The organism is Corallococcus sp. M7, assembly GCF_054512695.1.
On record NZ_CM137252.1, the window covers coordinates 6,062,623 to 6,086,288 of the forward strand.

Below are 23,666 nucleotides of genomic sequence, written 5' to 3' on the forward strand. Positions count from 1 at the left end.
AGCGCCTGCTCCAGTGGGAGCGGGGCGACCTGATTATGTCAGAGATGCGCGGAGATCCAGCCGGAGATGTCCTGGAACACCGTCGCGCGGTCCCGCTCGTTGAGCGGCTCGTGCCGCATGCCGGGGTACTCCTTGAACTTCTTGTCCGCCGTCCCCGCCGCCTCGAAGAAGGCCCGCGCCGCCGCCGGCAGCGCCACCCCGTCCTCCTGGCCGCACAGCACGAACAGCGGCACTTGAATCTTCGGCGCCAGCGAGAGCGTCTGCGCCTGGGCGGCCGTGGACTCCACGAACCAGCGGGGCGTGGCGAAGGGCACGTACAGCGGGTCCGCCCCGACTGCCTTCTGGATCTCCGGGTCGGTGCTGAGCATCTCCGGGGCCAGGCCGGAGGGGACCTTCATCCAGGGCACCACGGAGCCCACCATGCGCGCGGCGAGCACCTTCGCGGCCGGCGGGGTGATGGCCAGCTTGAGGTAGGGCGCGGAGAGGATGGCGCCGGAGAGGCCCTCCAGCCGCCCGGTCAGGGCGTGCGCGGCCATCAGGCCGCCGTGGCTGTGGGCCAGCAGGAAGATCTTCTCGTTGCCCGCGGCCTTGCGCACGCGCTGCCAGAAGCCGTCCAGGTCGTCGAGGAACTCGGTCCACTTCGCGGCGTAGGCGCGCCGGCCGTCCGCGCGGCCGTGGCCCCGGTAATCGAAGCCGTGCACGGCGAAGCCGTCCTGCACCAGCGCGTCGATGACGGGGCGGTAGCGGCCGATGTGGTCGCCGTAGCCGTGGACGATGGCGACGTGCGCGCGGGGGGCCGCGTCCGGCAGGTCGAGCGTCCAGAACAGCCGGGTGTTGTCCTTCCCGGTGAAGAAGCCTTCGTCGTGGCGGGCCATGAGCCCGGGACCTTAGCGGCCCTGCGCGGTCGAGGGTAGCGCCTTCAACTTGCGCTCCAGGGTGATGCGCTGGTCCGCGGGCTCGGCGGCCTCCGGCTCCAGTGTCAGCACCTCCAGCGCGCGCTTCCAGGTCCGGACGGCGTCCGGGGCGCGGCCCGCCTTGAGGTACGCGTCCCCCAGGTGTTCCAGGATCGCGGGGTCGTCCGGGGACAGCTCCACCGCGCGCTCCAGGACCTCCACGGCCTTCTTCGCGTCGCCGCGCTGGTAGAGCACCCACCCCAGCGAGTCCACGTAGGCCCCGTTGTCCGGCCGGAGCGCCAGCGCGCGGCGCACCAGCCGCTCCGCCTCGTCCAAGTCCCGGCCCCGCTGCGCCATCACGTAACCCAGGAAGTTCAGCGCGGAGGAATGGTCCGGCTTCAGCGCGATCACCGCCCGCATGCGAGACAGTGCCCCCGGCACGTCACCCTGGCGCTCCAGGAGGGTGGCCAGGGCGAACTGCAGGTCCTGGTTCCTCGGCGCCTTCGCGACGGCGTCCCTCAAGAGCGCGAGCGCCTCCGGAGCCCGGCCCTGGCGCTCCAGCAGGGTGGCCAGCGCGTCATACGCCAGCGCCCCACCCTCCCCCGCCAGCGCCTCGCGCAGCATGCCTTCCGCCTTCGCTACCTCCCCGCCGCGCTCCAGCGCCCGGGCGTAGCCGACGCGCACCTCCACGTCGTCGGGCGCCTCCGCCATGGCCGCGCGGTAGAGCGCCAGCGCGCGCGGGTGGTCTCCCGCCAGCGACAGGCAGCGGGCCTGGCGCACGCGGGCGTCCGGGAACACCTCCGAGTCCGGGGGCACGCTCGCGAAGTCCCGGGCGGCGATGGCGAAGCGGCGCGTCCTCTCCGCGACGAGGCCGGCGTAGTACGCGAGGCGGGGCTCGTCCGGCGCGTCCTTGCGCGCGGCGTCCAGGACCTCCTTCGCGGCGGCCGACTCTCCGGAGGCCAGGTAGCTGAAGGCCACGCGCACGGCCAGCTCCGGCGATGAGGAGAGCGACAGCAGCCGGTCGAAGTACGCGCGCGCCCGGGTCACCGACCCGCCCTTCAGCGCGGCACGGCCCGCGGACAGCAGCACCTCGCGGCTGTCCGGATCCGCCTCCAGCGCGCGGGCCAGCGCGTCCTCCGCCTCCTTCGGCCGGCCGGAGTCCTCGTAGAGCCGTGCCAGCGTGGACCACACCTCCACGTCGCCCGGATCGCGCTCGGAGGCCTTCACGAGCAGGCGCTCGGCGCGGTGCGCGTCGCCGCGCTCGGCCAGGACGAGCCCCAGCCTCCGGTAGCCGGAGGCCTCTCCGGGCAGCGCGTGGGCCAGCGACTCCACGACCTTCACGGCCTCGTCGGGGTCCTTCGCGTCCAGGTACAGCTGCGACAGGACGAGGTACGCCTCCGGCTCGCGGGGGCGCAGGGCCACCGCGCGGCGCAGGTGCTGCTTCGCGCGCGCCGTGCGGCCGGACTCCAGCAACACCCGGCCCAGGAGCACGTGGGCGGCGTAGTGCGTGGGGGCCTTCTCCACGGCCTTTCGCAGCTCGCGTTCGGCGCGCGAAAGGTCACCCAGGCGCGCGTACTCCTCGCCCAACTGGGTGAGCAGGGTCGGATTGCCGTCGTCGGTGGCGAGCGCCAGCCGCAGCTCGTCCACCGAGGCCCGGTGGTTGCCCTCCAGGTGCATCAGCCGCGCCTGGAGGTAGTGCGCGTAGCTGGCGGACGACGCGGACGGCTCGTCGTCGCGGCTGCTCGCGTCCATGGCCTCGCGCATCGCCTCGCGGTCGACGTGCGGGGCCGGGGCCTTCCTCGCGGGCGCGGCCCCCGAACCTCCGGCGGCCAGCGCGAGGCACATCACGGCGGCACGGCTGAGGAGCGGGAGCGGGCGCACGCGGGCTAGTGGACCTCGGGCGGGGGCGCCCCCAGCTTCTCCAGCAGCTTCTCCACCGGATCGCTGTCCTGGCTGACGTCCGCCAGGGCGGCCCGGTACTCGATGGAGGTCACCTGCTCCACGTCCGGCATCAGGCGGTTGATGACCGTGCGCGCCGCGTCCGCGTTGCACTCGGGCAGCACCACCGCGAAGACGCCCAGCCCCAGGTGGGCGATGGAGTCCGGGTGACGCACGCGCTTGCGCATCACCTCCGCCATGTTGGGCGGCATGGCCTCCAGCTCGCGGTCCGGACGCAGCACCGCCAGCGTGAGGGCGCGGTGGTAGCGCCGGCTGCGGGCCACCTCCTGCTCCAGGCGCAGGAGCAGGCCACGGCGGTCGAGCAGGCCCGTCACGGGGTCGCTGCCGGTGCGGCGCTGGAGCGAGTTCGTCTTGTCCTGCTCCTTCTCGCCCTGGCGCAGCTTGAGCGCGCGCTCGGTGCGGTTGAGCAACTCCACCGCGTTGAAGGGCTTGGCCATGTAGTCCACCGCGCCCAGGTTGAGCGCGCGGACCTTGTCGGCCACGCCCTGGTGGGCGGACAGAAGGATGACCGGGATGTGCGCCGTGTCCGACGAGGACTTGAGCGCCATGGCCGCGTCCAGGCCGTCCAGCTTGGGCAGGAACACGTCCATCACCACCAGGTCCGGACGGGACGCGCGCGCCTTCGCCAGGCCCTCCGCGCCGTCGCGCGCCACCTCCACGCGGTACTTCGAGCGCAGCACCTCCGACAGCACCGCCGCGATCTCCGGCTCGTCCTCCACCACCAGCACGCGCGGCTGCTCGGGGGCGGCGCCGGGCGCGGGCTGCGGCCGGGGGTTGCGCGCGGCCTCCTGCGCCAGGGGCAGCGTGAAGACGAAGGTGCAGCCGCCGTCGGCCGGGCTCTCCGCCCAGATTTCACCGCCGTGCAGCTCCACGAACTCCTTGCAGATGGCCAGCCCCAGCCCCGTGCCCTTGGGCCCGTGGCGGTAGCGGTCAAAGACGAGGTGCAGCTCGTCCGGCGGGATGCCCACGCCGTTGTCGCTCACCATCACCCGCACCGCGTCGCCGTCCGGCCGCGACAGCCGCTGCGTGCGCACCACCACCACGCCCGGGTCGCTGGCGTGCTGGATGGCATTGCTGATGAGGTTCTGCAGCACCTCGTGCAGCTTCACCTCGTCGCCAATCAGCATCAGGCTGTCGGGGCACTCGGAGCGCAGCGACACGGCCTTCTCCGCCGCCAGGATCTCCAGCTCCGCCACGGCGTCGCGGCACAGCTGCGCCACGTCCAGCACCCGGGGCTCGATGGAGAGGCGCGCGGCCTCGCCCTTGCCCTTCTCCAGCAGGGACTCGACCAGGGTGAGGATCTTCCGGCCCTGGCGGATCATCGCCTCCGCGGACTGCTTCTGCTGCGCCTCCAGCGGCCCTTCCAGCAGCAGCCGGCCGTGGCCCAGGAGCACCTGGAGCGGCGCGCGCAGGTCGTGGCTGCACACCGCGATGATCTCATCCTTGAGGCGGTTGAGCTCCTTCAGGCGGCGGTTCGCGTCGTTGAGCTCGCGGTAGCGCTCCACGTACGCCAGCTCCAGGTCCTCGCGCTTCTTCTTCACCGCCGTGTGCAGGCGCGCGTTGCGGATGGAGTTGGCGAGCACGCCCGCCACGGCCTCCGCGAACTCCTGTTCGTCGCGCCCGATGGACGCCTCGCCCTTGGACACGCGCAGGAAGAGCGCGCCCAACAGGTCGTCCTGGCAGATGAGCGGCTGCACCAGGATGGACTTCACGCCCTGCGGCAACAGCGACGTGCGCACCTCCGCCATCAGCGGGTCACGCTGCGCCTCTTCAATCAGGACGGGCTGGCGCGTCTCCAGCGCGCGGCGCAGCTCCGGGTAGCGCGCCACCTCGATGTCCAGTTGGACGAGGCTCGGATCCTCCTGCGTCGCGACGACCGTGGCCGTGCGCGCGTGGCTGCCCTCCACCAGCACCACGGAACAGCGGTCCGTGCCCGTCACCTGGCCGACCTTCTCCACCGCGATGCGGAGGATCTCCTCCAGCTCCAGCGAGCTGGTGGCCGCCTGGGTGATTTCGAGCAGCATCCCCATGCGCATCCGGATGCGCTCCTCGCGCTCCTTGAGCCGCCAGGCGCGCAGGGCGGACTCCAGCCGGGGCACCAGCTCATCCGCGCCGCGCACGAAGTCGTCCACCGCCAGCCGCTTGAAGGCCTCCGCCGAGCGCGCGCGGCCCTGATCCACCAGCACCGGCAGGCGCTGGAGCTTGTCCGTCTTGCGCACCGTCTCCAGCAGCTCCGCCGCCCGCTTGGCCGTCACGGCCAGGAGCACCACCTCCGGCTGGAGCTGGTCCACCATCTCCGCCAGCCCGGTCTCCCGTTCCGTGGAGGCGCACTGGTAGCCACTCGCCGTGAGCCGCTCCACCAGCGCGTCACCCGCGGCCTTCGCCGCGAGCACGAGCACCCGCCCCCGCTGCTCAGACGACAACATCTCGATCCTCACGGCGCGCCTCCGCCCCGCCCAGACAGGGAACGACGTCGCGGAAACCCGTTGGGTGCGAAAGGGGTCATGGTCGATTCCGGATCATGCCGTCTAACCCGTCCGCGGGCCAGCGGTTGAACGGGGCTCTCCTCAAGCGAGAGGGGTGGGAAAAGGCGCGCGACGTATACCCCGGACCGGTGTTCTTCCTCCGGAATCCCGCACGCACGTGACGGTCCGATGACCGGAAACCGCTCGCCTGGCCCTTGTAGCGGCGGAATCCCACGAAAACAGCCAGACTGTCACTTTCTTCCAGCACCACTCTTGGCGTTCGGCCGGAGGCAGTGCGGGCAGGCAGGCGCCCACCGGGGTTTTTCCAGGGGATCCCGCGATCAGGAATCCGGGTGAAGGCGCTGGGACGTGGCCCCGCCCGCTTCCCGAGGGAGCGCGGTAGAGTGCGAAACCATGCACTCCGTCCCTTCGCGCCCGTTCGCGCCGCGGGCCTTCCTGGCCTCGCTGACCCTCTGTGCTTCCGTGTTCGCCGCCTGTGGTGGCGAGAAGCCGGCCCCTACTCCGGACCCGCCGACGGTGACCCTCACCGTGCCGCAGCCCAACACGGCGGCCCCGTCGCTGACGGTGCGGGTCATCGTGTCCGGGTGTGACGCCGTGTCGCAGGTGGACATCTACGACCGGGACACGTTCCTGAAGACCGTGCCGTACACCAGCGGCTCCATGGACTTCGAGCTGGCCGCGAATGAAATCAAGTACACGCGCGGCCTCGCCGTGGGCCTGTCGCTCAACGCGCGGGCGACGTGCTCGGACGGCCGGACGAACGTGTCCCAGCCGCAGGCGGCCACGTTCCTGCCGGTGACGAAGGTCATCAAGGATCCGGACCCCAACGGCCAGGTGGTGACGGACTTCTTCATCGCCGAGGGCAGCGGCACGAACGTCGCCTTCATCGGGTGCGGCAACCCCACCACGGGCTCCGGCACGCTCTTCCGCGTGGACTCGGCGGGCGTGGTGCGCAACTCGGTGGAGATGGGCATCCCGTGCAGCTCCTCCACGGTCATCACCAGCATCAATGGCCAGAGCGGCAAGCGGTGGGTGTGGACGCCGGGCTCGGGCGCCGTGGCGGTGGACGCCAACTTCGCCATCACTGGCCGCACCGCGCCCACGTACAAGCTGCAGCAGCTGTCCGTGATGGCCAACGGCGACGCGCTGGTGAACGACCTGTACACGGTGTCGCGCCTCAAGCACACGGCGTCCGGCGGCTCCTTCCAGTGGACGTTCGAGAACGCGCCGCTGCAGCCCATCACCCCGCCCAAGGAGAAGGGCCAGCAGGTGCTGGTGGCCTACCCGACCGACGCGGGTGGCGGCGGGAACACGCTGCAGATTGAGATCGCCACCCTGGATGCCAACGCCACGAGCGCGGACCTCCAGCCGGTGAACACGCGCGTCATCTACAAGTACAACGGTCTCATCAGCGCGCCCCCGCCCGCGTCGTTCAGCGTGGACGGCTCCACGCTCTACATGTCGTTCGACTTCGCCAACAACCAGTCGCGCATCGAGGCCTGCTCCACGGAGGCCGCGGGCTGCGAGGGCACCGCGTACCGCTGGTCCAGCACCACCTTCCCGGTGCCCATCCGCTTCCTCTTGCCGTACTCGGCCGGTTCGCGGCTGGCGGCCATTGGCGACCAGCGCGTGTGGTTCCTGGACTCGGTGAACGGCATCGTCGCCAACAAGGGCGGCACGTCCGTGGACGCGTCCGGGCAGCTGCGCATCCTCCAGGTGCAGCTGGGCCAGCCGACGAGCCCGGAGTTCTACCTGCTCACCGGCCCGAACGTGGCGGGCGCCCTGCCCCAGGAGATCGTCGCGGTGGACTCCGCCGAAAAGGGCGAGCTGTTCCGCTACGAGGTCTCCAGCAGCCTGTCCTGCTCCGTGGATGACAGCGGGCGGCTGTGGATGCGCGTGGGCAACAACCTGGTCCAGGCCCTCACGCTGCCCGAGTACCGCGCCGTCAAGCCGTGACGGCGGGCCTCAGGGCCTGTCGGCGACGAGGAGCGCTTCCACGTTGCCGGCGGGCCCGGGCACGGGTGAGTCCATCACCCCGCGCACGCTGAGCCCGTGCTCGCGCACGAAGGCCGTCACGGTGTCGATGGCGTCCTGCCGCGCGGCCGGGTCGCGCACCACGCCGCCCTTGCCCACGCGCTCCGGGCCCACCTCGAACTGGGGCTTCACCAGGGCGATGAGCAGGCCGCCCGGTGAGAGGAACGGCAGCACCGACGGCAGCACCTGGGTGAGCGAGATGAAGCTCACGTCGATGACGACCACGCCCACCTTCTCCGGCAGGTCCTCGTCCGTGAGGTAGCGCGCGTTGACCCGCTCGCGGGAGCGCACGCGAGGGTCCACGCGCAGCTTCTCGTGCAGCTGTCCGTAGCCCACGTCGATGGCGTGCACCCGCACCGCGCCGTGTTGGAGCAGGCAGTCGGTGAAGCCGCCGGTGCTGGCGCCGATGTCCGCGCCCACGCGGCCCGTCACGTCCAGGCCGAAGCGGTCCATGGCGGCCTTCAGCTTGAGGCCGCCGCGCGACACGTACGGCAGCACCTCGCCCTTGAGGCGCAGCTCGGCCTCCACGGGGACGAGGGAGCCGGGCTTGTCCACGCGCTGGTCGGCCACCACCACCTGGCCGGCGAGGATGAGCGCCTGGGCCTTGGTGCGCGACTCGGCGAGCCCGCGCTCCACCACCAGCACGTCCAGGCGTTCCTTCTTCGGCTTCACCGGCTCTCCTCTCCCAGCAGCGCACGGCCCGCGCGCCGCAGGCCCGCCGCGTCCAGTCCCAGTTGCGTGCGCTGCACCCGCGCGTCTCCGTGCGGCAGGAAGACATCCGGCATGCCCAGGAGCGTCACCCGGGGGGACACGCCCGACGCGGCGTACAGCTCCAGCACCGCGCTACCCAGACCGCCCCGGACGGTGCCCTCCTCCGCCACCACCACATGCCCGCCCGCCGCGGCCTCCAGCAGCGCGGCCTCATCCAGCGGCCACGCCCGGCGCACGTCCAGCACGCACCAATCCGGCTCGGACCGCGCGGCCTCCAGCGCGGACAGGCCCAGCGGTCCGAGTGTCACCAACGTCAGCCGCGAACCGGCCACGCGCTTCAGCCAGCGCGCGCCCGGCAAGGGGAACGCGGCCGGCGTCCCCCGCGAGGCCGCGGAGCCCATCGCCCCTACCGCGCCAGCGCGCGTCGGTTGTCCCGGGACATCCGCCCCGCCCTGTGCCAATTCCGGCGGGAGGTCCGGCAACGTGCCTCGCGGGAAGCGCAGCACGGAGGGCCCAGGGGCCTGGAGCGCGGTGGCGAGCATCGGCCCCAGGTCCTCCCCCACCACTGGGGCCCATTGCGTGAGGCCCGGCAGCGGCCGGAGGAAGGACACGTCGTAGGCGCCCTGGTGCGTGGCGCCGTCCGCGCCCACGAGCCCTGCCCGGTCCACCGCGAAGACGACGGGCAGCCCCGGCAAGCACACGTCGTGGACCACCTGGTCGTACGCGCGCTGGAGGAAGGTGGAGTAGATGACGCAAACCGGCTTCGCGCCCGCCGCGGCCAGCCCCGCGCAGAACGTCACCGCGTGCTGCTCCGCGATGCCCACGTCGTGCACGCGGTCCGGGAAGCGCGCCTTCAAGCCGGTGAGCGCGCTGCCCTCCAACATCGCGGGTGTCACGGCCACCACGCGCGGGTCGCGCTCCAGCGCTTCGCCCAGGACCTGGGCGAAGGCCTCGCTGAACGTGGGCCGTCCTCCGCGCGAGCGCACCAGCTTGCCGTCGCGCCACTCGTACGGCCCCATCGCGTGGCCACGCGTCTGCTCGTCCGCCTCCGCGGGTGGAAAGCCGCGCCCCTTCTTCGTCAGCGCGTGCACCACCACCGGGCGCGACGATGCCTTCGCCTCGCGCAGGGCCCGCGTGAGCGCGCCCAGGTCGTGCCCGTCCACCGGGCCCAGGTAGGTGAAGCCCAGCGATTCGAAGAAGGCGCGGGCGTTGCGCGTGCGCAGGAGCGCGGGGATGGCGCCCACGTTCGCGCTGATGGACATCTGGTTGTCGTTGAGCACCACCACGAGCGGCAGCGGGCTGCCCCCCGCGTTGTTGAGCCCCTCGAAGCTCAGGCCCCCGGTGAGCGCGCCGTCGCCCACCACCGCCACCACGTGGCCCGTGTGGCCCAGTTGCCGCCGGCCGGAGAGCAGCCCCAGCGCCGCGGAGATGGCCGTGCACGCATGACCGGCCGCCAGCGCGTCGTGGTGGCTCTCGCGCGGGTCCAGGAACGGCGCGATGCCGTCCGCCTGCCGCAGCGTGTGCATCCGGTCGCGCCGGCCGGTGAGCAGCTTGTGCGCGTAGGCCTGGTGCCCCACGTCGAAGAGCAGCGCATCCTGCGGCGTGTGGAAGACACGGTGCAGGGCCACGATCAATTCGACCGCGCCCAGCGACGCGCCCAGGTGGCCGCCCACGCGACCGCACGTGGTGATGATGGCCTCGCGCAGCGCCTCGCACAGGCCGGGCAGCGCGTCCTCGGGGAGCGCGCGCACATCCGCGGGAGACGCGACACCGGACAGCACGTCCGCCATCAGGACTTCCGCTCCACCGAGTAGCGCGCCAGCGCCGCCAGCGGACCGTCCACGCCCTCCAGCGGGCGCACCGCGGCCTCCGCCCGGGCCACCAGCTCGTCGGCCATGCGGCGGGACTCGTCCAGCCCCACCACCGCCGGGAAGGTGAAGCGCCCCGCCTCCGCGTCCGCGCCCACCGGCTTGCCCATGGCCTCCGCGCTGGAGGTCACGTCCAGCACGTCGTCGGCGATCTGGAAGGCCAGGCCCACCGCCTCGCCGTACGTCACCGCGCTCGCCAGCGCCGCCGCGTCACCGCCGGCCGCCAGCACGCCCATCCGGCACGCCGCGAGGATGAGCGCGCCCGTCTTCATCCGGTGCAGCCGCAGCAGGTAGTCCAGCGCCGCGGCCCGGTCCGCCGCGATGTCCAACACCTGCCCGCCCACCATCCCGCTCGCGCCCGCCGCGCGCGCCAGCTCCGCGCACAGGATGCCGCGCACCGGCTCCGGCCCTCCGGCGAGCACGTGGAAGGCCTCCGTCAACAGCCCGTCCCCGGCCAGCAGCGCCAGCGGTTCGCCGTACACCTTGTGGTTCGTGGGCCGGCCCCGGCGCAGGTCGTCATTGTCCAGGCAGGGCAGGTCGTCGTGCACCAGCGAATAGGTGTGTACGTACTCCAGCGCGCACGCCGCATCCAACGCCACGTCGTTCTTGGTGCTCGCCTTCGACACCGCGTCCGCGAAGGCCAGGCACAGCACGGGGCGCAGGCGCTTGCCGCCCGCGAGCAGCGAGTAGCGCATGGCCTCCGCCAGCCGAGGCGGCGTGCCCGCGGGCCCCAGGCGGTCCGCGCGGTCGAGCAGGAGCGCCTCCACCCGCGCCTGGTGCGTGCGCATGAAGGGTTCCAGGTTGAATGCGGCCATCGGCGTCAGGGCTCCTTCGCCACGTCGGCGGGGATGAGTTGGCGGATGCGCTTGACGAGCGAATCCAGCTCCAGCGGCTTCACGAAGTAGTCGGCCGCGCCGACCTCCATGCCTCGCCGCTTGTCCTCCGGGTCTCCCCGCCCGCTGATGAAGATGATGGGGATGTCCCGGAACTGCTTGTTCTGCTTCACGGCCTGGCACAGCTCGAAGCCGTTGATCCAGGACATGTTCACGTCCAGGAGGATGGCGTGCGGCCGGTGCAGCTCCAGCGACGCGACGAGCCGCAGGCCATTGGCCGCGGACATCACCTCGAACCCCTCGGCCCCCAGGGCCTCGGCGAGCAGCTCGCGCGTGTCGCGGTCGTCATCGACAATCGTAATCTTCGGCTTCGACATGCCCGGCCTCCGCCCTTCCCCAGCTGATGCCTAGAACGGGACATCGTCCTCCGGTGGCGGACGCGCCTGAGCGGTCGTCCGGGGGGCGGCCTGGGGAGCGGGACGCGCCGCCACCGCGAGCGGCGCCACCACGTCCTGGCCGTCCTCGTCCACCAGCAGCTGCTCGATGCGCTGCTCGGCCTCCGTGAGCAGCTTCTCGCCCCGGCGGACGAGGCGGATGCCCTCCTCGAACGCCTTGAGGGACTCTTCCAACGACAGGTCGCCGCTTTCCAGCCGCGCCACCGTCTCTTCCAGGCGCGACACAACGTCCCCGTACTGCTCCGGAGCGGGCTCCACCTTGGGGTTCTTGTCCGACTTCGCCACGGCCATCCACCTCCCCGAGCGGGGCGCGGAATGTAGAGGGTGGCCCGCTAGCAGTCCACCGGGCCTTTCAGGCTGGTAACGGTCGCTTCGATTTCTTCACACCCACCCAGGGTTTTCGCCCCGTGGGCCGCCAGCTTGATGCCCAGCACGTCTCCCACCACCACGTCCGCCGTGGAGCGCACCACGACGCCGTCCCGCTGGCGGAACGTCACCGCGTAGCCTCGGGACATCACCTTCAGGGGGCTCAAGGCGTCCAGGCGGCCCCCCAACCGTCCGAAGTGCGTCTGCGCGGACGCCAGCATGCCCCGCTGCAGCTCCAGGAGCCGCGACCGCGCCTGGGCCACCTTCGCCCGCTCGGCCGCCACCCGCGCCGTGGGGGATTGCCGCTCCAGCCCCAGCCGAGAATCCGCCAGCGCGCCCCGCCGCCGGGACACGCCCGCGCGCGCCGCCTCCGACAGGCGCATGGCCAGCTTCAGCAGGTGCGCCCGCTGCTCCGACAGCCGCGTCTGGGGCCGCGCCCGCTGCAACCGCTCCTGCAAGCCGCGCAACGTCTCCCGGTCCTGACGCACGCGGGGGCGCAGCACGCGCATCATCGCCTCCACCTGTTCGGACAGGTGCAGACGCTGGTGGTTCACCTCGCGGCGCGGGTCGGGCAGCCGCGCGCGAAGCTCGCCCTGGCTCTGGCGCAGCTCCAGCACCCGGCGCTCCATGGCCCGGCGCAGGCGGCCGGACTGCGTGGCCAGCGTCAGCTCCAGGTCCGCGAGCACCGGCGCCAGCCGCTCCGCCGCCGCGCTGGGCGTGGGCGCGCGCAGGTCCGCGACGAAGTCGGAGATGGTGAAGTCGATCTCATGGCCGATGGCGGACACCACCGGCACCGGCGAGGCGAAGATGGCGCGCGCCACCCGCTCCTCGTTGAACGTCCAGAGGTCCTCCACGGAGCCTCCGCCGCGCGTCACGACGATGACGTCCACGTCGGTGCGCGCAAGCCGCTCGATGGCCCGCGCCACGTCCTCCGCGGAGCCCTCGCCCTGCACGCGCGCGTCCGCCAGCAGCACGCCCAGCCGGGGGTTGCGCGAGTGCAGCACGCGCAGGAAGTCCTGGAGCGCCGCGCCGGTGCGGCTCGTGACGACGCCGATGCGCCGGGGCAAAAACGGCACGGTCCGGGGGGGCCGCACGCGCCGGTCGCCGATGAGCCCCTCCGCCGCCAGCCGCTGCTTGAGCTGCTCGAACGCGAGCGCCAGCGCGCCCTCGCCCACCGGCTCCAGCCGGGACACGATGAGGCTGTAGCGGCCCTGCGGCTCGTACAGGTCGACGCTGCCCTCGGCCACCACCTCCATGCCGTCGCGCAGCGCGAAGCGGATCCGCGACGCCATGGACGCCCACACCTTCGCGTCGATGGAGGCGTCCGAGTCCTTGAGCGTGAAGTACCAGTGGCCGCGCGCGTTGGCGCCGCGGAAGCTGGACACCTCGCCGCGCACCATCACGCGCGGGAAGCGCGACTCCACCGTCTGCTTGATCTGCCGGGTGAGCTCGCCCACCGACAGCACCGTGCGCTCCGGGCGCGGCGGCGGCGTGACGGCGGCCGGGGGCGGCGCGGCGAGCTCGGCCACCGGCGCGGTCGGGGGAGCCGGGGGGGCCGGAGGCGGCTTGCCCGTGCTGGCGGCCTTCGCCGGCGCGGGACGCAAGGGGGGTAGCAGCGACGTGCCGAACAGGTCGCCCTGCCCCGGCTCGTCGGCCGGGGGCGGCTCCATCCCCTTGCGCTTCTTCATCGCGACAGCTTCTCGACCCAGCCCTGGGCCTTGCCGTGCAGCTCGTCGTCCGGCGGCGTCATCGCGACGACGTCGCGGAACTTGGGCAGCGCGTCCTCCGGGCTGGAGTCCTTGATGGAGTAGGCCTGCATGTACAGGTCCTTCGCCTTGCCCTTGAGGTCGTTGACGATGTTGGCGGCGCCCGCGTGGCTGGGGTCCGCCTGGAGCGCGCGGCGGGCGAACTCCATGGCGCGCGACCACTGGCCGGCGGCCTTCGCGCCCGCGGCGCTCTTGTAATAGATGTTGCCCGCGCGGGTGCCCGCGTTGCGCGCCATCTTGCTCGTGCGCCCGTCGGTGATGTCCTTGTCCAGCGCGAGCAGGCGGGTGAGCCCCTTGGCGTCCAGGTCCTCCAGCTTCTTGTAGAGGTTGCCGAACTCCGTCACCTGCGCCATCAGTTGCTTGCACTGGGCCGTCTTGGCCGCGCACGCGTTGAGGATGGCCACCGCGCCGGTGATGTCCGCGTCGCGGAAGCGGTCCACCGCGGGCTCCCACGGCTTGGGCGCCGCGGCCACGCGCACCGGATCCGGACGCGTCAGGTCCGCGATGACGCGCACGGCGTCGTCATTCACGAGCTTGCCGTCGCGGTGCTCGGGGAAGGTCGCGAGCACGTCGTCTGTGATGGCCTTGGCCTGCTGCACGCTCTCCAGCTGGCGGGAGTCCAGGAGCCGCTTGGCCTCCTTCGTGCGCGTGTCGGCGGCGTCCGCCAGGTTCTTGCGCGCCGTCTTCAGCTGCTCGTAGAGCTGGGTGTCGCTGGTCACCTTCTCGATGGACGCCTTCGCGTTCGCCAGCTCGCCCTTGTCCAGCGCCGCCTTGGCCGTGATCAGGTGGTTCTGGTTGGGAATCTCCCGCTCCGCGGCCTTCAGGTAGTCCGCCACGCCGGGGTAGTCCGGCGCCTGCGCGTGGAGTTCCTCCAGCTTCGCCTTGGCCTGCTGCCACTGGCCCTCGCGCACCAGGTTCTTGGCCTCCTGGAAGAGGCCGCCCAGTTGCTCGCGGTAGCTGCGCTGCTCCGCTTCGATGCGGCCCTGCTCTTCCGCCTGCGCACGCATGCGCGAGCGCGCGACGCCCAGGTCCGCGAAGAGCAGCACCAGCACGGCGGCGCCCGCGAGCTTGATCCGCATGCGCTTCTTCTGCATCTCCGGCGTGAGCTCCGCGGCGGCTGCGGCACGCGACGTCTGCGGGCGCGCGCGGCCTTCCCGGGCGGGACGCGCGGGCGCGGCCGAGGCACCGCGGCCCGCCGAGGACGGACGGGGCCGGGGGCTGGAGGGGGCCTGCACCTTGGCGGTGCTGTTGGCGGTGTCCTCGTAGCGCAGCTCCGAGTCGCCCAGCGTGATGACGTCGCCGTTGGCGAGCAGCGTCTCCTCGGCGATGGGCTCGCCGTTGACGATGGTCCCGTTGCCGGAGCCCATGTCACTGACCATCCAGCCGGCGGACTCCTTGCGCAGCGTCACGTGCTTGCGGGAGACGGACGTGTCCTGGATGCAGATGGGGTTGTCCGTGGAGCGGCCGACCGTGTACTCGAGCTCGGAGAGCGCGAACTCCTCGCCCTCCATGGGGCCGGCGACGACGACCAGCTTCGCGGGGCGGGCCGCGGCGGCACCGGCGGTCGACCGGCGGACCGGCGCGCGGGATCCGGTCCCGGCGGAGGGCGTGCCAGATGTAGGCCGTCGGCGGGCGGGGGGAGGTGCGTTCGACATGGGGTCACCGCGTCCTGCTGAGGGGGGCACGAGCCCTAAAGCTCGTGCTCATAGGCTCTTTCCAGCGCGAGATTGTGGCAGCGATGCTCGGCCGTAGGGAAGCGTCTCCGTACGTCTTCCAGGGTCGCGACCGCATCCCGTCGGCTGCGGAACTGAACCGCCCGCTGGAACTGCATCATCAGCTGGCTGCAGCGGTGGTCCAGCTCCGTTGAAATCTGGGCGATCCGCTCCCGGACGTCCTCGTAGAGCTCCGGCTTGTCGTCCAGCGCTTCCAGGGTGATCCACGCGGCGCGGTACTCCCGCCACGCCTTGAACAGGTTCTCCGCGCCCACGTCCTTGAGCTCGTAGAAGCGGGCCCCGGCCTTCGCGGCCTCCCGGGCGGAGGCGATCAGCTGGTCCGGCGGCGCCTCTGGCACCGGGATGATCTCCAGCCGCAGGTTCCAGATGCGCCACGGGTCGCGGCCGGGCGGGTTGAGGGCGTTGTCGAAGAGGAGCTGGTTGTTGGCGTTGCGCCGCAGGAGGCTGGGCGGGAGGATTTGCTCCAGCTCACGCTCGGCCGTCTGGGCAGTGTCCGGGGGAACCCAGCCCAGGGACACGCCGTTGAGGGACAGGTTGACCTCGTCCCGGGCGATGCTGCTCGCCTGGTAGTGCAGCACCGCCACGGCGCGCGTGGGGGACACGAAGCGGAAGTCGAAGAGCTTGTCGTCGGCGTGGACCCAGCGCACGCCCTCGCCCAGGCCGAAGGAGTCCGTCACCGGCTCCATGCCCAGTTGGAAGGGTTCGCGGCCCGGGAGCCGGATGGCCGTGGGGGCCGCGAGCGCCACGAGTAGCGTCACCACGCCCAGCACGGCCACGGCCGCCAGCGCCCCGAGGCCGATCCGCTTGGGCAGCGACTGACGCTGCCAGAAGAGGACGAACTGGCCCTGGAGGGACCTGGCCAGTTGACGCCGCCTGCGGGCCTTGTCGGCTGCGGACGAGGGCTCGACCTTCGCGACGACCGTCACCGGGCCGTTGGGCGGGGGCTGGACGAAGGAGTCCTCCAGGTCGGCCGGCACGGGCTGGGTGGCGTCACCCTCCACGTCCGGAGCGGGCACGCGGGCCAGCACCGGGGTTTCGCCCGGCAGCGGGCCGGGGTCCAGGGTCGGGGCAGGCGCGGCCCGGTCCCGGCCGACGAACGTCACCGGCTCCGGCGAAGGCGGCGGGACGGGCGGGCTCCAGGCCGGAGGAGGTGCCACGGGGCCGGGCTCGACCTGGCCCGTGAAGGTGCCCGAGGCCCGGGTCTCCTCGGGGGCCGAGGAGAGGTCATCGTCCTGGCCGACGAAGGTCGAGGGCTCGCTGGAGTCGACCGAGGGGGCGGCGAGCGCGACGCGGACCGGAGGGGCCACGAGCGGACTGACCGGGGTGATGGGCCGCAGGTCGAGGACGGTCCGCTCCTCGGGCTCCTCCATTACCGGAGGGAGCAGCGCGGGCGAGGCCTCCTGCGGCGGCGGTGCGTCTTCAACGGGTGGCGCTTCCGGGGTCGCCGGAATCGCCATCAGCGTGCGCTCCTCGGGTTCCTCCAGCTCCGGAACGGGCAGCGCCACGGGAGGCAGCGCCGCGGCGAACTCGGGCGAGTCCACCGTGGAGATCGCCATCAGCGTGCGCTCCTCGGGCTCGTCCAGCTCCGGAACGGGCAGCACGGGGGGCGGCGCGGCGAGTGCGTCCGCCGTGGGAATCGCCATCAGCGTGCGCTCCTCGGGCTCATCCGGCACCACGGGGGCCAGGTCCACGGGAGGCGGTATGACGGAAGGCCGTGCGGGAGGCGGCGGAGCGATGAGCCCCGGCGGCGACATCAACGGAAGGCCGAGCGCGGACGCCACGGCGCCCCGGGCCGCCGGAGCAGCGGACGACCCAAGGCCCAGCGAGGGCGAACCGACACCGGGAAGGTTCGCGACGGCGTTCCGCTTCGCGGCAGCCACTGGCTCGACGGGGGCTGGAGCGGAGGTCGCCGTCTGCGCAGGGATTCCGGCCGCGGGGAGCTCGATCGCGGTGGGGTGCGAAGGCTCGGAGGCGGCCCCCGGCGAGGACGATCGGCCCGGACCGGAGGCACCGACCGCGGCCAGTCCCGGCCCGGAGGCCCGGACGGAGGCGGAAGCGCCCGAAGCCTTGTTCGCGGCCGAGGCGCTCAGCACCGGAGGGCTCGCAGGAGCCTTGGCCGGAGCACCCGCGCCCGGAGCGGAGGCTCCCAACACTGGGGGGCCCGCAGGAGCCTTGGCCGGAGCACTTGGCGCGGAAGTCCCCAATACGGGAGGCGCGGCGGGAACCTTGCCCGAAGCGGCTGACGCCGAGGCCCCCAGTGCAGGCGGACTCGCGGGAACCTTGCCCGAAGCGGCCGACGCCGAAGCGCCCAATGCAGGCGGACTCGCGGGAACCTTGCCCGAAGCAGCCGACGCCGAAGCGCCCAATGCAGGCGGACTCGCGGGAACCTTGCCCGAAGCAGCCGACGCCGAAGCGCCCAGTGCAGGCGGACTCGCGGGAACCTTGCCCGAAGCGGCTGACGCCGAGGCCCCCAGTGCAGGCGGACTCGCGGGAACCTTGCCCGAAGCAGCAGATGCCGAGGCGCCCAGTGCAGGCGCAACTGCGGGAACCCTGCCCGAAGCGGCCGACGCCGAAGCGCCCAGCACAGGTGGCCCCGCGGAAGGATTGGGCGGAGTCGCCGCTCCCGGCGCGGGCCGGACCGGCGTCGCGGATGCCTGCGCGGCGGCGCCGACCGCCGGCAGATCCGGAGCGGAGGGCCGCTTCGGTGTGGCCGCCGGCACCGGCATCGCCCCACTCTTCGGGGCGGGCACGGCCATTCCCGGACGCGGCGGGGACGCCGGCCGGGCCATGGCCGGCATCGACTGCTGATAGCTCGTGGGCGCCGCTTCGATCTCCGCGAGCGACGCCTGCTCCACGCCCTGCGGCGACACCTGCGCGTGGGGCGGCGCGAGCACCCGCCGGATGGGCCGGGTGACGTCGTCGTCATCCTCCGGCGCCACCCACACGAAGGTGAACTCCACCGGCCCCACGGTGATGCGGTCGCCGTCGCGCAGCTGCTTCTCGCCGCCCAATGGCTGGCCGTTCAGCTGCGTGCCGTTCGCGCTGCCCACGTCCTCGGCGAAGTAACGCCCATTCCTCGCCGTGATGCGGGCATGACGCCGGGAGACACCGTGGTCATGCAGCACCAGGTCGTTCTCCGAGGTCCGGCCGATCTTCACTTCGGCCTGCTCGAAGGCGAGCTCCCGTCCAACCTGGAGCCCCTGGGTGATGGTGAGCAGGATGGGCAGAGGACTAGCCCCCGACGTTGCCGAACATGAACTGGAACACGATGGGCCCGAAGAGCACCATGAACACCGTCGGGAAGATGCAGGCGATGAGCGGGAAGAGCATCTTCACCGGCGCCTCACCCGCGAGCTTCTCCGCGCGCTGCGTGCGGTCGATGCGCATCTGCGTGGACTGGATGCGCAGCACCTTGCCCAGGCTCGTGCCCATCTTGTCCGCCTGGATCAGCGCCGTGACGAACGTCGTCAGCGACGGCAGGTCCACGCGCACGATCATGCTCTTGAGCGCCTCTTCACGCGTCTTGCCCATCTTGAGCTGCTTGAGCACCAGCTGCAGCTCCTCACGCAGCGGACCCTGGCGGCCCTTCTCCACCACCTTCGCCAGCGCGCCCGTGAAGTCCATGCCCGCTTCCACCGACAGCGTCAGCAGGTCCAGGTTGTACGGAAGCGCGCGGCTGATGGCCAGGTGACGGCGCTTCACCTGGTCGTTCAACCAGATGAGCGGATAGAACAGGCCCAGCAGCATCACCAGCAGCGACCAGGCCAGGTTCACGCCCAGGCCGTTGACGACGAACAGGCCGGCGAGCAGCGCGAGGAACGCACTCACCTCCTGCAGCGCCATGATGTCCTCGGGCTTGTACTGGGACGGCTCGCCCGCCTTGATCAGCTTGCGGCGCGTCTTGGACTCGTAGCCCGGCCACATGAAGCGCCGGTTCATCGCGCCCAGCTTGCGGATGGCGACGGAGCCCGCGCCCTTCATGCCGCCCGCGGACTCGTCGCGGACTTCCGTGAGGAAGCGCTCCAGGAGGTTGGAGTAGAGGCCGATGCCCAGGAACGCCACCGCGCCCGCGGTCAGCAGTGCCGAGCCGCCCATCAGCAGAAATGTCAGGACGTCCTGCACGGTGCGCCTCGTTTCAGATGTCGATGTTGACGATGCGCCGGATGATGAGGATGCCCATGATCTCCATGATGGCGATCAGGGTCACCAGGATGTAGCCGAAGATGTGGTTCATCATCGGCTCCATCAGGTCCGGACGCATGTAGTTGAGCACCATGCCCAGCACCGCCGGCATGGCCGCGACGATCCACCCTTGAAGCTTGCCCTGGGACGTCAGCGCGTCGATCTTGCCTTCCAGGCGGAAGCGCTCGCGGATCACCGTGGAGATGGTCTCGAACATCTCCGCCATGTTGCCGCCCAGCTGGCGCGCGATGTTGGTGGACACCACCACCAGCTCCAGGTCGTCGCTGCCCACGCGGCGGCCCATGTTCACGAGCGCCTCCTCCAGCGGCACGCCCAGCTTCACTTCCTTCACGAAGAGGCCGAACTCCTGCGACAGGGGCGGCATCGCCTCGCGCGCCACGTGCTCGATGGCCTGGGGGAACGTCAGACCCGCCTTGAACGCGTTGGCCATGGCCTGCAGCGCGTCCACCAGCTGCACGTTGAACTTCTTGATGCGGCGCTTGCGGTAGTGCTTCACGAGCAGCATCGGCAGGAAGAAGCCGAAGATGGTCGCGAGCACCGCCAGGATGGGGTTGAAGATGATGTAGCTGAGGATGCCCAGAAGGCACATGCAGGCGATGTTGAGGATCAACATCTGCCGCGCGTCGATGAAGAGGAACATGTCGCTCAAGTCGTTCATCGACTTGGCGACGTAGCGCTCCTGGTACTGCTCATACGCCTTCGACAGGACGCTGAAGATCACCAGGCTGAAGAAGAACACCGAGCCGGTGACGAGAAGGAGGACGATACCTGCGAGCATGGGCGCGAATCCCCGGGGGATGAGGGAGGGGTCGGCAGGGCCGCTTCAGCCTGGAAGCAAAGCGGCCCCGCGCGCGACGACTACGGAGCTCCGGCCGCGGCCTTCTCGCCGCTGCCACTGCCCTTGATGATCTGGATGATCTCCCGGCGCTTCTGCTCCAGCACGCGGGTGCGCTCACCGGAGAGCAGCGTGCTGATGGTCGCGCGGCCACGCTCCTCGATGAGGTCCACGTCGTCCTCGTTGCGCAAGGACAGCGTCAGCTGCCCCAGCTCCGCCGCCAGCACCAGGATCTCCGCCTCTTCCGGCAGCACCATCAGCGAGACGTTGGAGTACTCGCGCTGGTTCTCAGGGATGAGGTTGATGTTCGTGGTGCCGGTGATCTTGCCCGTGGCGACCACGATGATGTTCTGCAGCAGCGTCACCGCGACGCTCTCGTCCGTCTGCGGATCGCGGAACGTGCCGATGATGTCCACGTGGTCGTTGGGGCGGATCCAACCGCCCACGGACGTGGTGTTCTTCGCCTCGATGGTGATGGCGCGCGCCTTCTTCTGCACCTTCGTGGACAGGCGCTCGGCGGCCTTCGTCGTCTCGAACTGGCTCCAGAGGATGGGGTCGCCGGCCTGCAGCGCCACCAGCACCTTCTGGTTCACGATGTAGTTGGCGGAGTCCGGCTTCACCACCGACGAGGTGACGAACTGCTCCGGCACGGAGCGCTGGGAGATCATCTCGTACGTGATGACCGACCCCTCGGGCATGTCCTGGCCCGCCACCACCACGGGCACCAGGTTCCACCCGCGGCGCACATCCGATTCCTTCTTCTTGATGGCCGAGTAGGCCACGATGCCCGCGAGCAAACCGAGCACCAGTGCGACGACGAGCGGGGTCTTACCCTTCAACATGGTTCAAAGTCCTCCAGAACGGTGGGGCGCCGTCGTGGCGGCAGGACTGCTTTGGACGAGGGGGCAATGCCAGGGCGCGAACAGGGCAAGATGTTAGCCATGCCCCAGAGCAGGTGTCAAAACCACCTCTCGTGACAAAGCGGAATCCCAGGACCTCCAGCACTCACGGAGCCTGCCCGCCCAGGGGGGAGGACAGCTCGACGCAGTGGGTTGATCCGCGGCCTTCTGGCCCTCAGGGGAACGGCAGGTTCAGCACGAAGTAAAACGAGTCGTAATAGATCTGGTACGCCTCGAGGAACAGGTCGATGACGTTGGTCTGCCGGTCGTCCGTCCAGCGGATCTTCACCGTGGCGCCGATGACGAGCCCGACGATCAACACCCAGTTGATCATCGAGTACTCCACCATGGCCTGGCCACGGCGGGCCCGGCGCGGGGAGCGCGGCGGCGACTTCCGGGGGCTGTTCACGGGGGGAGCGTGCACGTCCGACGTCATGTCCCCATTATCCAGGACCCGGGCCCCGGACGCATCGGTCATGTGGACTGCCCCGCCCTCCCCTACTGCGCGGGCTGGGCGGGCGCGGCCTTCGCCGGAGCGGACGCCGGAGCCGCGGGAGGCGAGACCTGACGCAGGCGGCGCTGGGCCAGCTGCGCCGCGCTGGAGCCGGGGGCCTCCGTGATGATCTGCCCGCAGACGGCGGCGGCCTCCTGGGTCCGGCCCTGGACGGACTCCGACTCGCAGAGCCGTGAGAGCAGCGCCAGCCGCTCACTGCCAGTGGCTCCAGCCGCGAGCGCGGCGCGCAGCAGCCGTGCCTCCCGGGCGCGGTCCCCCTGGTTCGCGGCGGCCTGGGCCTGGGCGGACAGGTCGCGCGCCGTCATCGCCTCCTTGGAGGCGGACTTCTCCACGGGAGCGGGCTTCGCGGCCTCCGCGCGGGCGGACTCCGGCTTGGGCGTGGCGGTCGAAGGCTCCGGGGGCGGCGCACCGCGGACGGATCCGATGGAGCCCATGGCGGCTGGCGTCGTGGGCATGGCCTGGACCACGGGGGCGGAGGCCACGGAAGGAGGTGGCGGAGGCGCGTCCGCGGCGACGCTCTCGTCATCGTCCGTGCCGAGCCCACGGCCATAAGCCGACTCACCGAACCGCAGGGAGTCACCCTTCGTGCCCATGGCCTTGTCGCTGAGCTTGCCCGAGGAACGCCGCGGCGCGGGCTCGGCCTTCGCGAGGTAGCCGTCGTCGGCCTGCTCTTCCTTCGGAGGCGCCTCCATCGCGGGCGCTCCAGCCGACGCCTGCTCGAGCGCGGCGAACTCTTCCGCCTCGTCCCGGACGGCCTTGGACATCTTCTTCCTGGGAGCCTCGGCCTCCGCGCGGCGCTCCAGCAGCGCGCCACCGCCGCCCGCGTTCATCCAGTCCGACGGACGGGCTGCGGCGGCGTCCTTGCGCTTCGGCTTGGCCTCCACCTGGTTCTTGCTGAACTCCAGCTCGCGCGGCGCGGCGGCCAGCGCGTCCGAGGAGACCCCCTCGGGCACGTCCACTTCGAGGGTCTCGCTCGAAGGCGCGGGGGCCACGGCGCTCGGGGCGCGCTGATCCCTCGGCGGCGCTTCCTGCTTCGCCGCCTCCATCGCCAGAGCAGGCGCGGCCTTCCGCGACAGGTTCGGCGACAGGTCGAGGTTCTCGCTCACCGTCAACGTCAGCAGACCGAAGGTGCTCACCGTGGCCAGGCCCACCGCGGGCAACAGCCAGCGGCGCCAGCGCGAGGGCTTCGGCTCGGGCCCGGCGGAGGCGCGGCGCGCGGACTGCTGTGCGTACGCGAGCAGCGACTCCAGGCCCGCGTCCGGCGCGGGCTCCGACGACAGCTGCGCCATGGTGGTTCGCACGCCGCGGATGTCCGCCAGCGCCTTGGTGCAGCGCGCGCAACCCTGGACGTGCTGCTCCAGCGCCTGGGCCTCCGACGCGGGCAGCTCGCCGTAGGCGAAATCGAGGAGCCGGTCCTCGTGCGCGTGGGCATTCTGGGCATTCATCCCGCCACCGTCCTTCCATCCTCCGACAGGTCGCCGTCCACGCCCAGCTCACCCAGGCGGCGGCGCAGGCCCTCCAACGCGTAGCGCATGCGGCTCTTCACCGTGTTCTCGGACACGCCCGTCACCTCGGCGATCTCCTTGAACGGGATGCCGCTGTACTCGCGCAGCACGAACACCTCGCGCTGCTCCTCCGGCAGGGCCGACAGGGCCCGCTCCAGGAGCGGCCGGAGGCGGGCGTTGTGCGCGCCGCGCTCCGGGCTGGCCCCGGCATCCGGCAGCCCCTCGCCCAGCGGACGTCCCTCGTCGCCATCGGCACCCGCCGACGGGGCTTCCAGGGACGTCGCCTGGCGGTAGCTCTCTTTGCGCGTGCTGTCCACGCAGAGGTTCCTCGCGATGGTGTACAGCCAGGTCGTGAACCGGGCCTTGGGCTCGTATTCCCGGGCGCTGCGGACCACCTTGAGCCAGGTCTCCTGCAGCACGTCCTCCGCCCGCGCCCTATGGCCCACGAAGCGCAGGATGAAGTTGAACACCGGCGCGCGGTGCTTGCGCACCAACGCTTCGAACGCACGCGCGTTTCCCGCCTGGAAGGCGAGCATCAGCTGCTCGTCTGAGGTTTCGGGTGCCAAACTTCCCCCAGTGCCCATGAAGCCACGGGTGCCATCCCCT

The 23,666-nt window shown here is 71.5% G+C and carries 20 protein-coding genes and 1 pseudogene; 3 read left to right on the forward strand and 18 right to left on the reverse strand.

What is annotated here, in order from left to right; all coding sequences use genetic code 11:
* Nucleotides 1-38: 38 nt before the first annotated feature.
* Genes ACX114_RS24200 through ACX114_RS24210 form a run of 3 tightly spaced genes read right to left on the reverse strand, consistent with a single transcriptional unit; the run spans nucleotide 39 to nucleotide 5,275 of the window.
* The gene (locus tag ACX114_RS24200; RefSeq protein ID WP_459288225.1) at nucleotides 39-875 is read right to left on the reverse strand and encodes an alpha/beta hydrolase; all 837 of its coding nucleotides are present in this window, start codon (nucleotides 873-875) and stop codon (nucleotides 39-41) included.
* A 12-nt stretch (nucleotides 876-887) separates the two neighbouring features.
* Nucleotides 888-2,774 carry a tetratricopeptide repeat protein gene (locus tag ACX114_RS24205; RefSeq protein WP_459288227.1) on the reverse strand — a complete coding sequence of 629 codons (1,887 nt, stop codon included), beginning with the start codon at nucleotides 2,772-2,774 and terminating at the stop codon, nucleotides 888-890.
* Nucleotides 2,775-2,779: 5 nt separating this feature from the next.
* A complete protein-coding gene (locus tag ACX114_RS24210; RefSeq protein ID WP_459300260.1) occupies nucleotides 2,780-5,275 on the reverse strand; it encodes an ATP-binding protein in 2,496 nt (831 codons plus the stop codon).
* Nucleotides 5,276-5,731: 456 nt separating this feature from the next.
* Between ACX114_RS24210 and ACX114_RS24215 the strand changes: the two genes are divergently transcribed.
* Nucleotides 5,732-7,294: a hypothetical protein gene (locus ACX114_RS24215; RefSeq protein WP_459288229.1), complete on the forward strand. Its 1,563-nt coding sequence runs from the start codon at nucleotides 5,732-5,734 to the stop codon at nucleotides 7,292-7,294.
* 9 nt (nucleotides 7,295-7,303) lie between these two features.
* Here ACX114_RS24215 and ACX114_RS24220 read toward each other — a convergent pair whose 3' ends face one another.
* Genes ACX114_RS24220 through ACX114_RS24255 form a run of 8 tightly spaced genes read right to left on the reverse strand, consistent with a single transcriptional unit; the run spans nucleotide 7,304 to nucleotide 16,885 of the window.
* Nucleotides 7,304-8,044, reverse strand: coding sequence for a TlyA family RNA methyltransferase (locus ACX114_RS24220; protein WP_206793232.1), 741 nt, complete (start codon nucleotides 8,042-8,044; stop codon nucleotides 7,304-7,306).
* Nucleotides 8,041-9,873 carry a 1-deoxy-D-xylulose-5-phosphate synthase gene (locus ACX114_RS24225; RefSeq protein ID WP_459288231.1) on the reverse strand — a complete coding sequence of 611 codons (1,833 nt, stop codon included), beginning with the start codon at nucleotides 9,871-9,873 and terminating at the stop codon, nucleotides 8,041-8,043. The genes ACX114_RS24220 and ACX114_RS24225 overlap by 4 nt, the downstream gene beginning before the upstream one ends.
* On the reverse strand, nucleotides 9,873-10,766 hold the full coding sequence (locus ACX114_RS24230; RefSeq protein ID WP_459288233.1) for a polyprenyl synthetase family protein: 894 nt from the start codon (nucleotides 10,764-10,766) through the stop codon (nucleotides 9,873-9,875). The genes ACX114_RS24225 and ACX114_RS24230 overlap by 1 nt, the downstream gene beginning before the upstream one ends.
* 5 nt (nucleotides 10,767-10,771) lie before the next feature.
* A complete protein-coding gene (locus ACX114_RS24235; protein ID WP_459288235.1) occupies nucleotides 10,772-11,161 on the reverse strand; it encodes a response regulator in 390 nt (129 codons plus the stop codon).
* 30 nt (nucleotides 11,162-11,191) lie between these two features.
* A complete protein-coding gene (gene xseB / locus ACX114_RS24240; RefSeq protein ID WP_014397651.1) occupies nucleotides 11,192-11,530 on the reverse strand; it encodes an exodeoxyribonuclease VII small subunit in 339 nt (112 codons plus the stop codon).
* 41 nt (nucleotides 11,531-11,571) lie between these two features.
* The gene (xseA, locus tag ACX114_RS24245; protein ID WP_459288237.1) at nucleotides 11,572-13,293 is read right to left on the reverse strand and encodes an exodeoxyribonuclease VII large subunit; all 1,722 of its coding nucleotides are present in this window, start codon (nucleotides 13,291-13,293) and stop codon (nucleotides 11,572-11,574) included.
* The gene (locus ACX114_RS24250; RefSeq protein ID WP_459288239.1) at nucleotides 13,290-15,026 is read right to left on the reverse strand and encodes an FHA domain-containing protein; all 1,737 of its coding nucleotides are present in this window, start codon (nucleotides 15,024-15,026) and stop codon (nucleotides 13,290-13,292) included. The genes xseA and ACX114_RS24250 overlap by 4 nt, the downstream gene beginning before the upstream one ends.
* A gap of 35 nt (nucleotides 15,027-15,061) precedes the next feature.
* Complete coding sequence (locus ACX114_RS24255) at nucleotides 15,062-16,885, reverse strand: hypothetical protein (protein ID WP_459300262.1); 1,824 nt, start codon at nucleotides 16,883-16,885, stop codon at nucleotides 15,062-15,064.
* Nucleotides 16,886-17,384: 499 nt separating this feature from the next.
* On the opposite strand from ACX114_RS24255, the gene ACX114_RS24260 reads away from it, so the two are divergent.
* Together ACX114_RS24260 and ACX114_RS24265 are read left to right on the forward strand one after the other, a co-directional pair.
* A complete protein-coding gene (locus ACX114_RS24260) occupies nucleotides 17,385-17,912 on the forward strand; it encodes a hypothetical protein (RefSeq protein ID WP_459300419.1) in 528 nt (175 codons plus the stop codon).
* 6 nt (nucleotides 17,913-17,918) lie between these two features.
* A complete protein-coding gene (locus tag ACX114_RS24265; protein ID WP_459300421.1) occupies nucleotides 17,919-18,170 on the forward strand; it encodes a hypothetical protein in 252 nt (83 codons plus the stop codon).
* Here ACX114_RS24265 and ACX114_RS24270 read toward each other — a convergent pair.
* From ACX114_RS24270 to ACX114_RS24300, 7 genes and pseudogenes are all read right to left on the reverse strand, one after another.
* Nucleotides 18,107-18,262 (reverse strand): annotated as a pseudogene (locus ACX114_RS24270) (FHA domain-containing protein); the annotation flags it as partial. The gene ACX114_RS24265 and the pseudogene ACX114_RS24270 sit on opposite strands and share 64 nt — an antisense overlap.
* A gap of 73 nt (nucleotides 18,263-18,335) precedes the next feature.
* On the reverse strand, nucleotides 18,336-19,226 hold the full coding sequence (locus ACX114_RS24275) for a type II secretion system F family protein (protein ID WP_459288240.1): 891 nt from the start codon (nucleotides 19,224-19,226) through the stop codon (nucleotides 18,336-18,338).
* Nucleotides 19,227-19,239: 13 nt separating this feature from the next.
* On the reverse strand, nucleotides 19,240-20,085 hold the full coding sequence (locus ACX114_RS24280; RefSeq protein ID WP_206793217.1) for a type II secretion system F family protein: 846 nt from the start codon (nucleotides 20,083-20,085) through the stop codon (nucleotides 19,240-19,242).
* An 80-nt stretch (nucleotides 20,086-20,165) separates the two neighbouring features.
* Complete coding sequence (gene cpaB / locus ACX114_RS24285) at nucleotides 20,166-20,984, reverse strand: Flp pilus assembly protein CpaB (protein ID WP_459288243.1); 819 nt, start codon at nucleotides 20,982-20,984, stop codon at nucleotides 20,166-20,168.
* Between the two features lie 232 nt (nucleotides 20,985-21,216).
* Nucleotides 21,217-21,477, reverse strand: coding sequence for a hypothetical protein (locus ACX114_RS24290; protein WP_120565599.1), 261 nt, complete (start codon nucleotides 21,475-21,477; stop codon nucleotides 21,217-21,219).
* A 62-nt stretch (nucleotides 21,478-21,539) separates the two neighbouring features.
* Nucleotides 21,540-23,000, reverse strand: coding sequence for an anti-sigma factor family protein (locus tag ACX114_RS24295; RefSeq protein WP_459288245.1), 1,461 nt, complete (start codon nucleotides 22,998-23,000; stop codon nucleotides 21,540-21,542).
* On the reverse strand, nucleotides 22,997-23,644 hold the full coding sequence (locus ACX114_RS24300; protein WP_206793212.1) for an RNA polymerase sigma factor: 648 nt from the start codon (nucleotides 23,642-23,644) through the stop codon (nucleotides 22,997-22,999). The genes ACX114_RS24295 and ACX114_RS24300 overlap by 4 nt, the downstream gene beginning before the upstream one ends.
* Nucleotides 23,645-23,666 lie beyond the last annotated feature (22 nt).

What these genes read in the sequence shown, in the direction of transcription:
- ACX114_RS24215 (WP_459288229.1), top strand. Translation starts at nt 5,732, where the DNA reads ATGCACTCCGTCCCTTCGCGCCCGTTCGCGCCGCGGGCCTTCCTGGCC.
- cpaB (WP_459288243.1), bottom strand. Translation starts at nt 20,984, where the DNA reads ATGTTGAAGGGTAAGACCCCGCTCGTCGTCGCACTGGTGCTCGGTTTG.
- ACX114_RS24230 (WP_459288233.1), bottom strand. Translation starts at nt 10,766, where the DNA reads ATGGCCGCATTCAACCTGGAACCCTTCATGCGCACGCACCAGGCGCGG.
- xseA (WP_459288237.1), bottom strand. Translation starts at nt 13,293, where the DNA reads ATGAAGAAGCGCAAGGGGATGGAGCCGCCCCCGGCCGACGAGCCGGGG.
- ACX114_RS24290 (WP_120565599.1), bottom strand. Translation starts at nt 21,477, where the DNA reads ATGACGTCGGACGTGCACGCTCCCCCCGTGAACAGCCCCCGGAAGTCG.
- ACX114_RS24200 (WP_459288225.1), bottom strand. Translation starts at nt 875, where the DNA reads ATGGCCCGCCACGACGAAGGCTTCTTCACCGGGAAGGACAACACCCGG.
- ACX114_RS24225 (WP_459288231.1), bottom strand. Translation starts at nt 9,873, where the DNA reads ATGGCGGACGTGCTGTCCGGTGTCGCGTCTCCCGCGGATGTGCGCGCG.
- ACX114_RS24295 (WP_459288245.1), bottom strand. Translation starts at nt 23,000, where the DNA reads ATGAATGCCCAGAATGCCCACGCGCACGAGGACCGGCTCCTCGATTTC.
- ACX114_RS24280 (WP_206793217.1), bottom strand. Translation starts at nt 20,085, where the DNA reads ATGCTCGCAGGTATCGTCCTCCTTCTCGTCACCGGCTCGGTGTTCTTC.
- ACX114_RS24235 (WP_459288235.1), bottom strand. Translation starts at nt 11,161, where the DNA reads ATGTCGAAGCCGAAGATTACGATTGTCGATGACGACCGCGACACGCGC.
- ACX114_RS24300 (WP_206793212.1), bottom strand. Translation starts at nt 23,644, where the DNA reads ATGGGCACTGGGGGAAGTTTGGCACCCGAAACCTCAGACGAGCAGCTG.
- xseB (WP_014397651.1), bottom strand. Translation starts at nt 11,530, where the DNA reads ATGGCCGTGGCGAAGTCGGACAAGAACCCCAAGGTGGAGCCCGCTCCG.
- ACX114_RS24250 (WP_459288239.1), bottom strand. Translation starts at nt 15,026, where the DNA reads ATGTCGAACGCACCTCCCCCCGCCCGCCGACGGCCTACATCTGGCACG.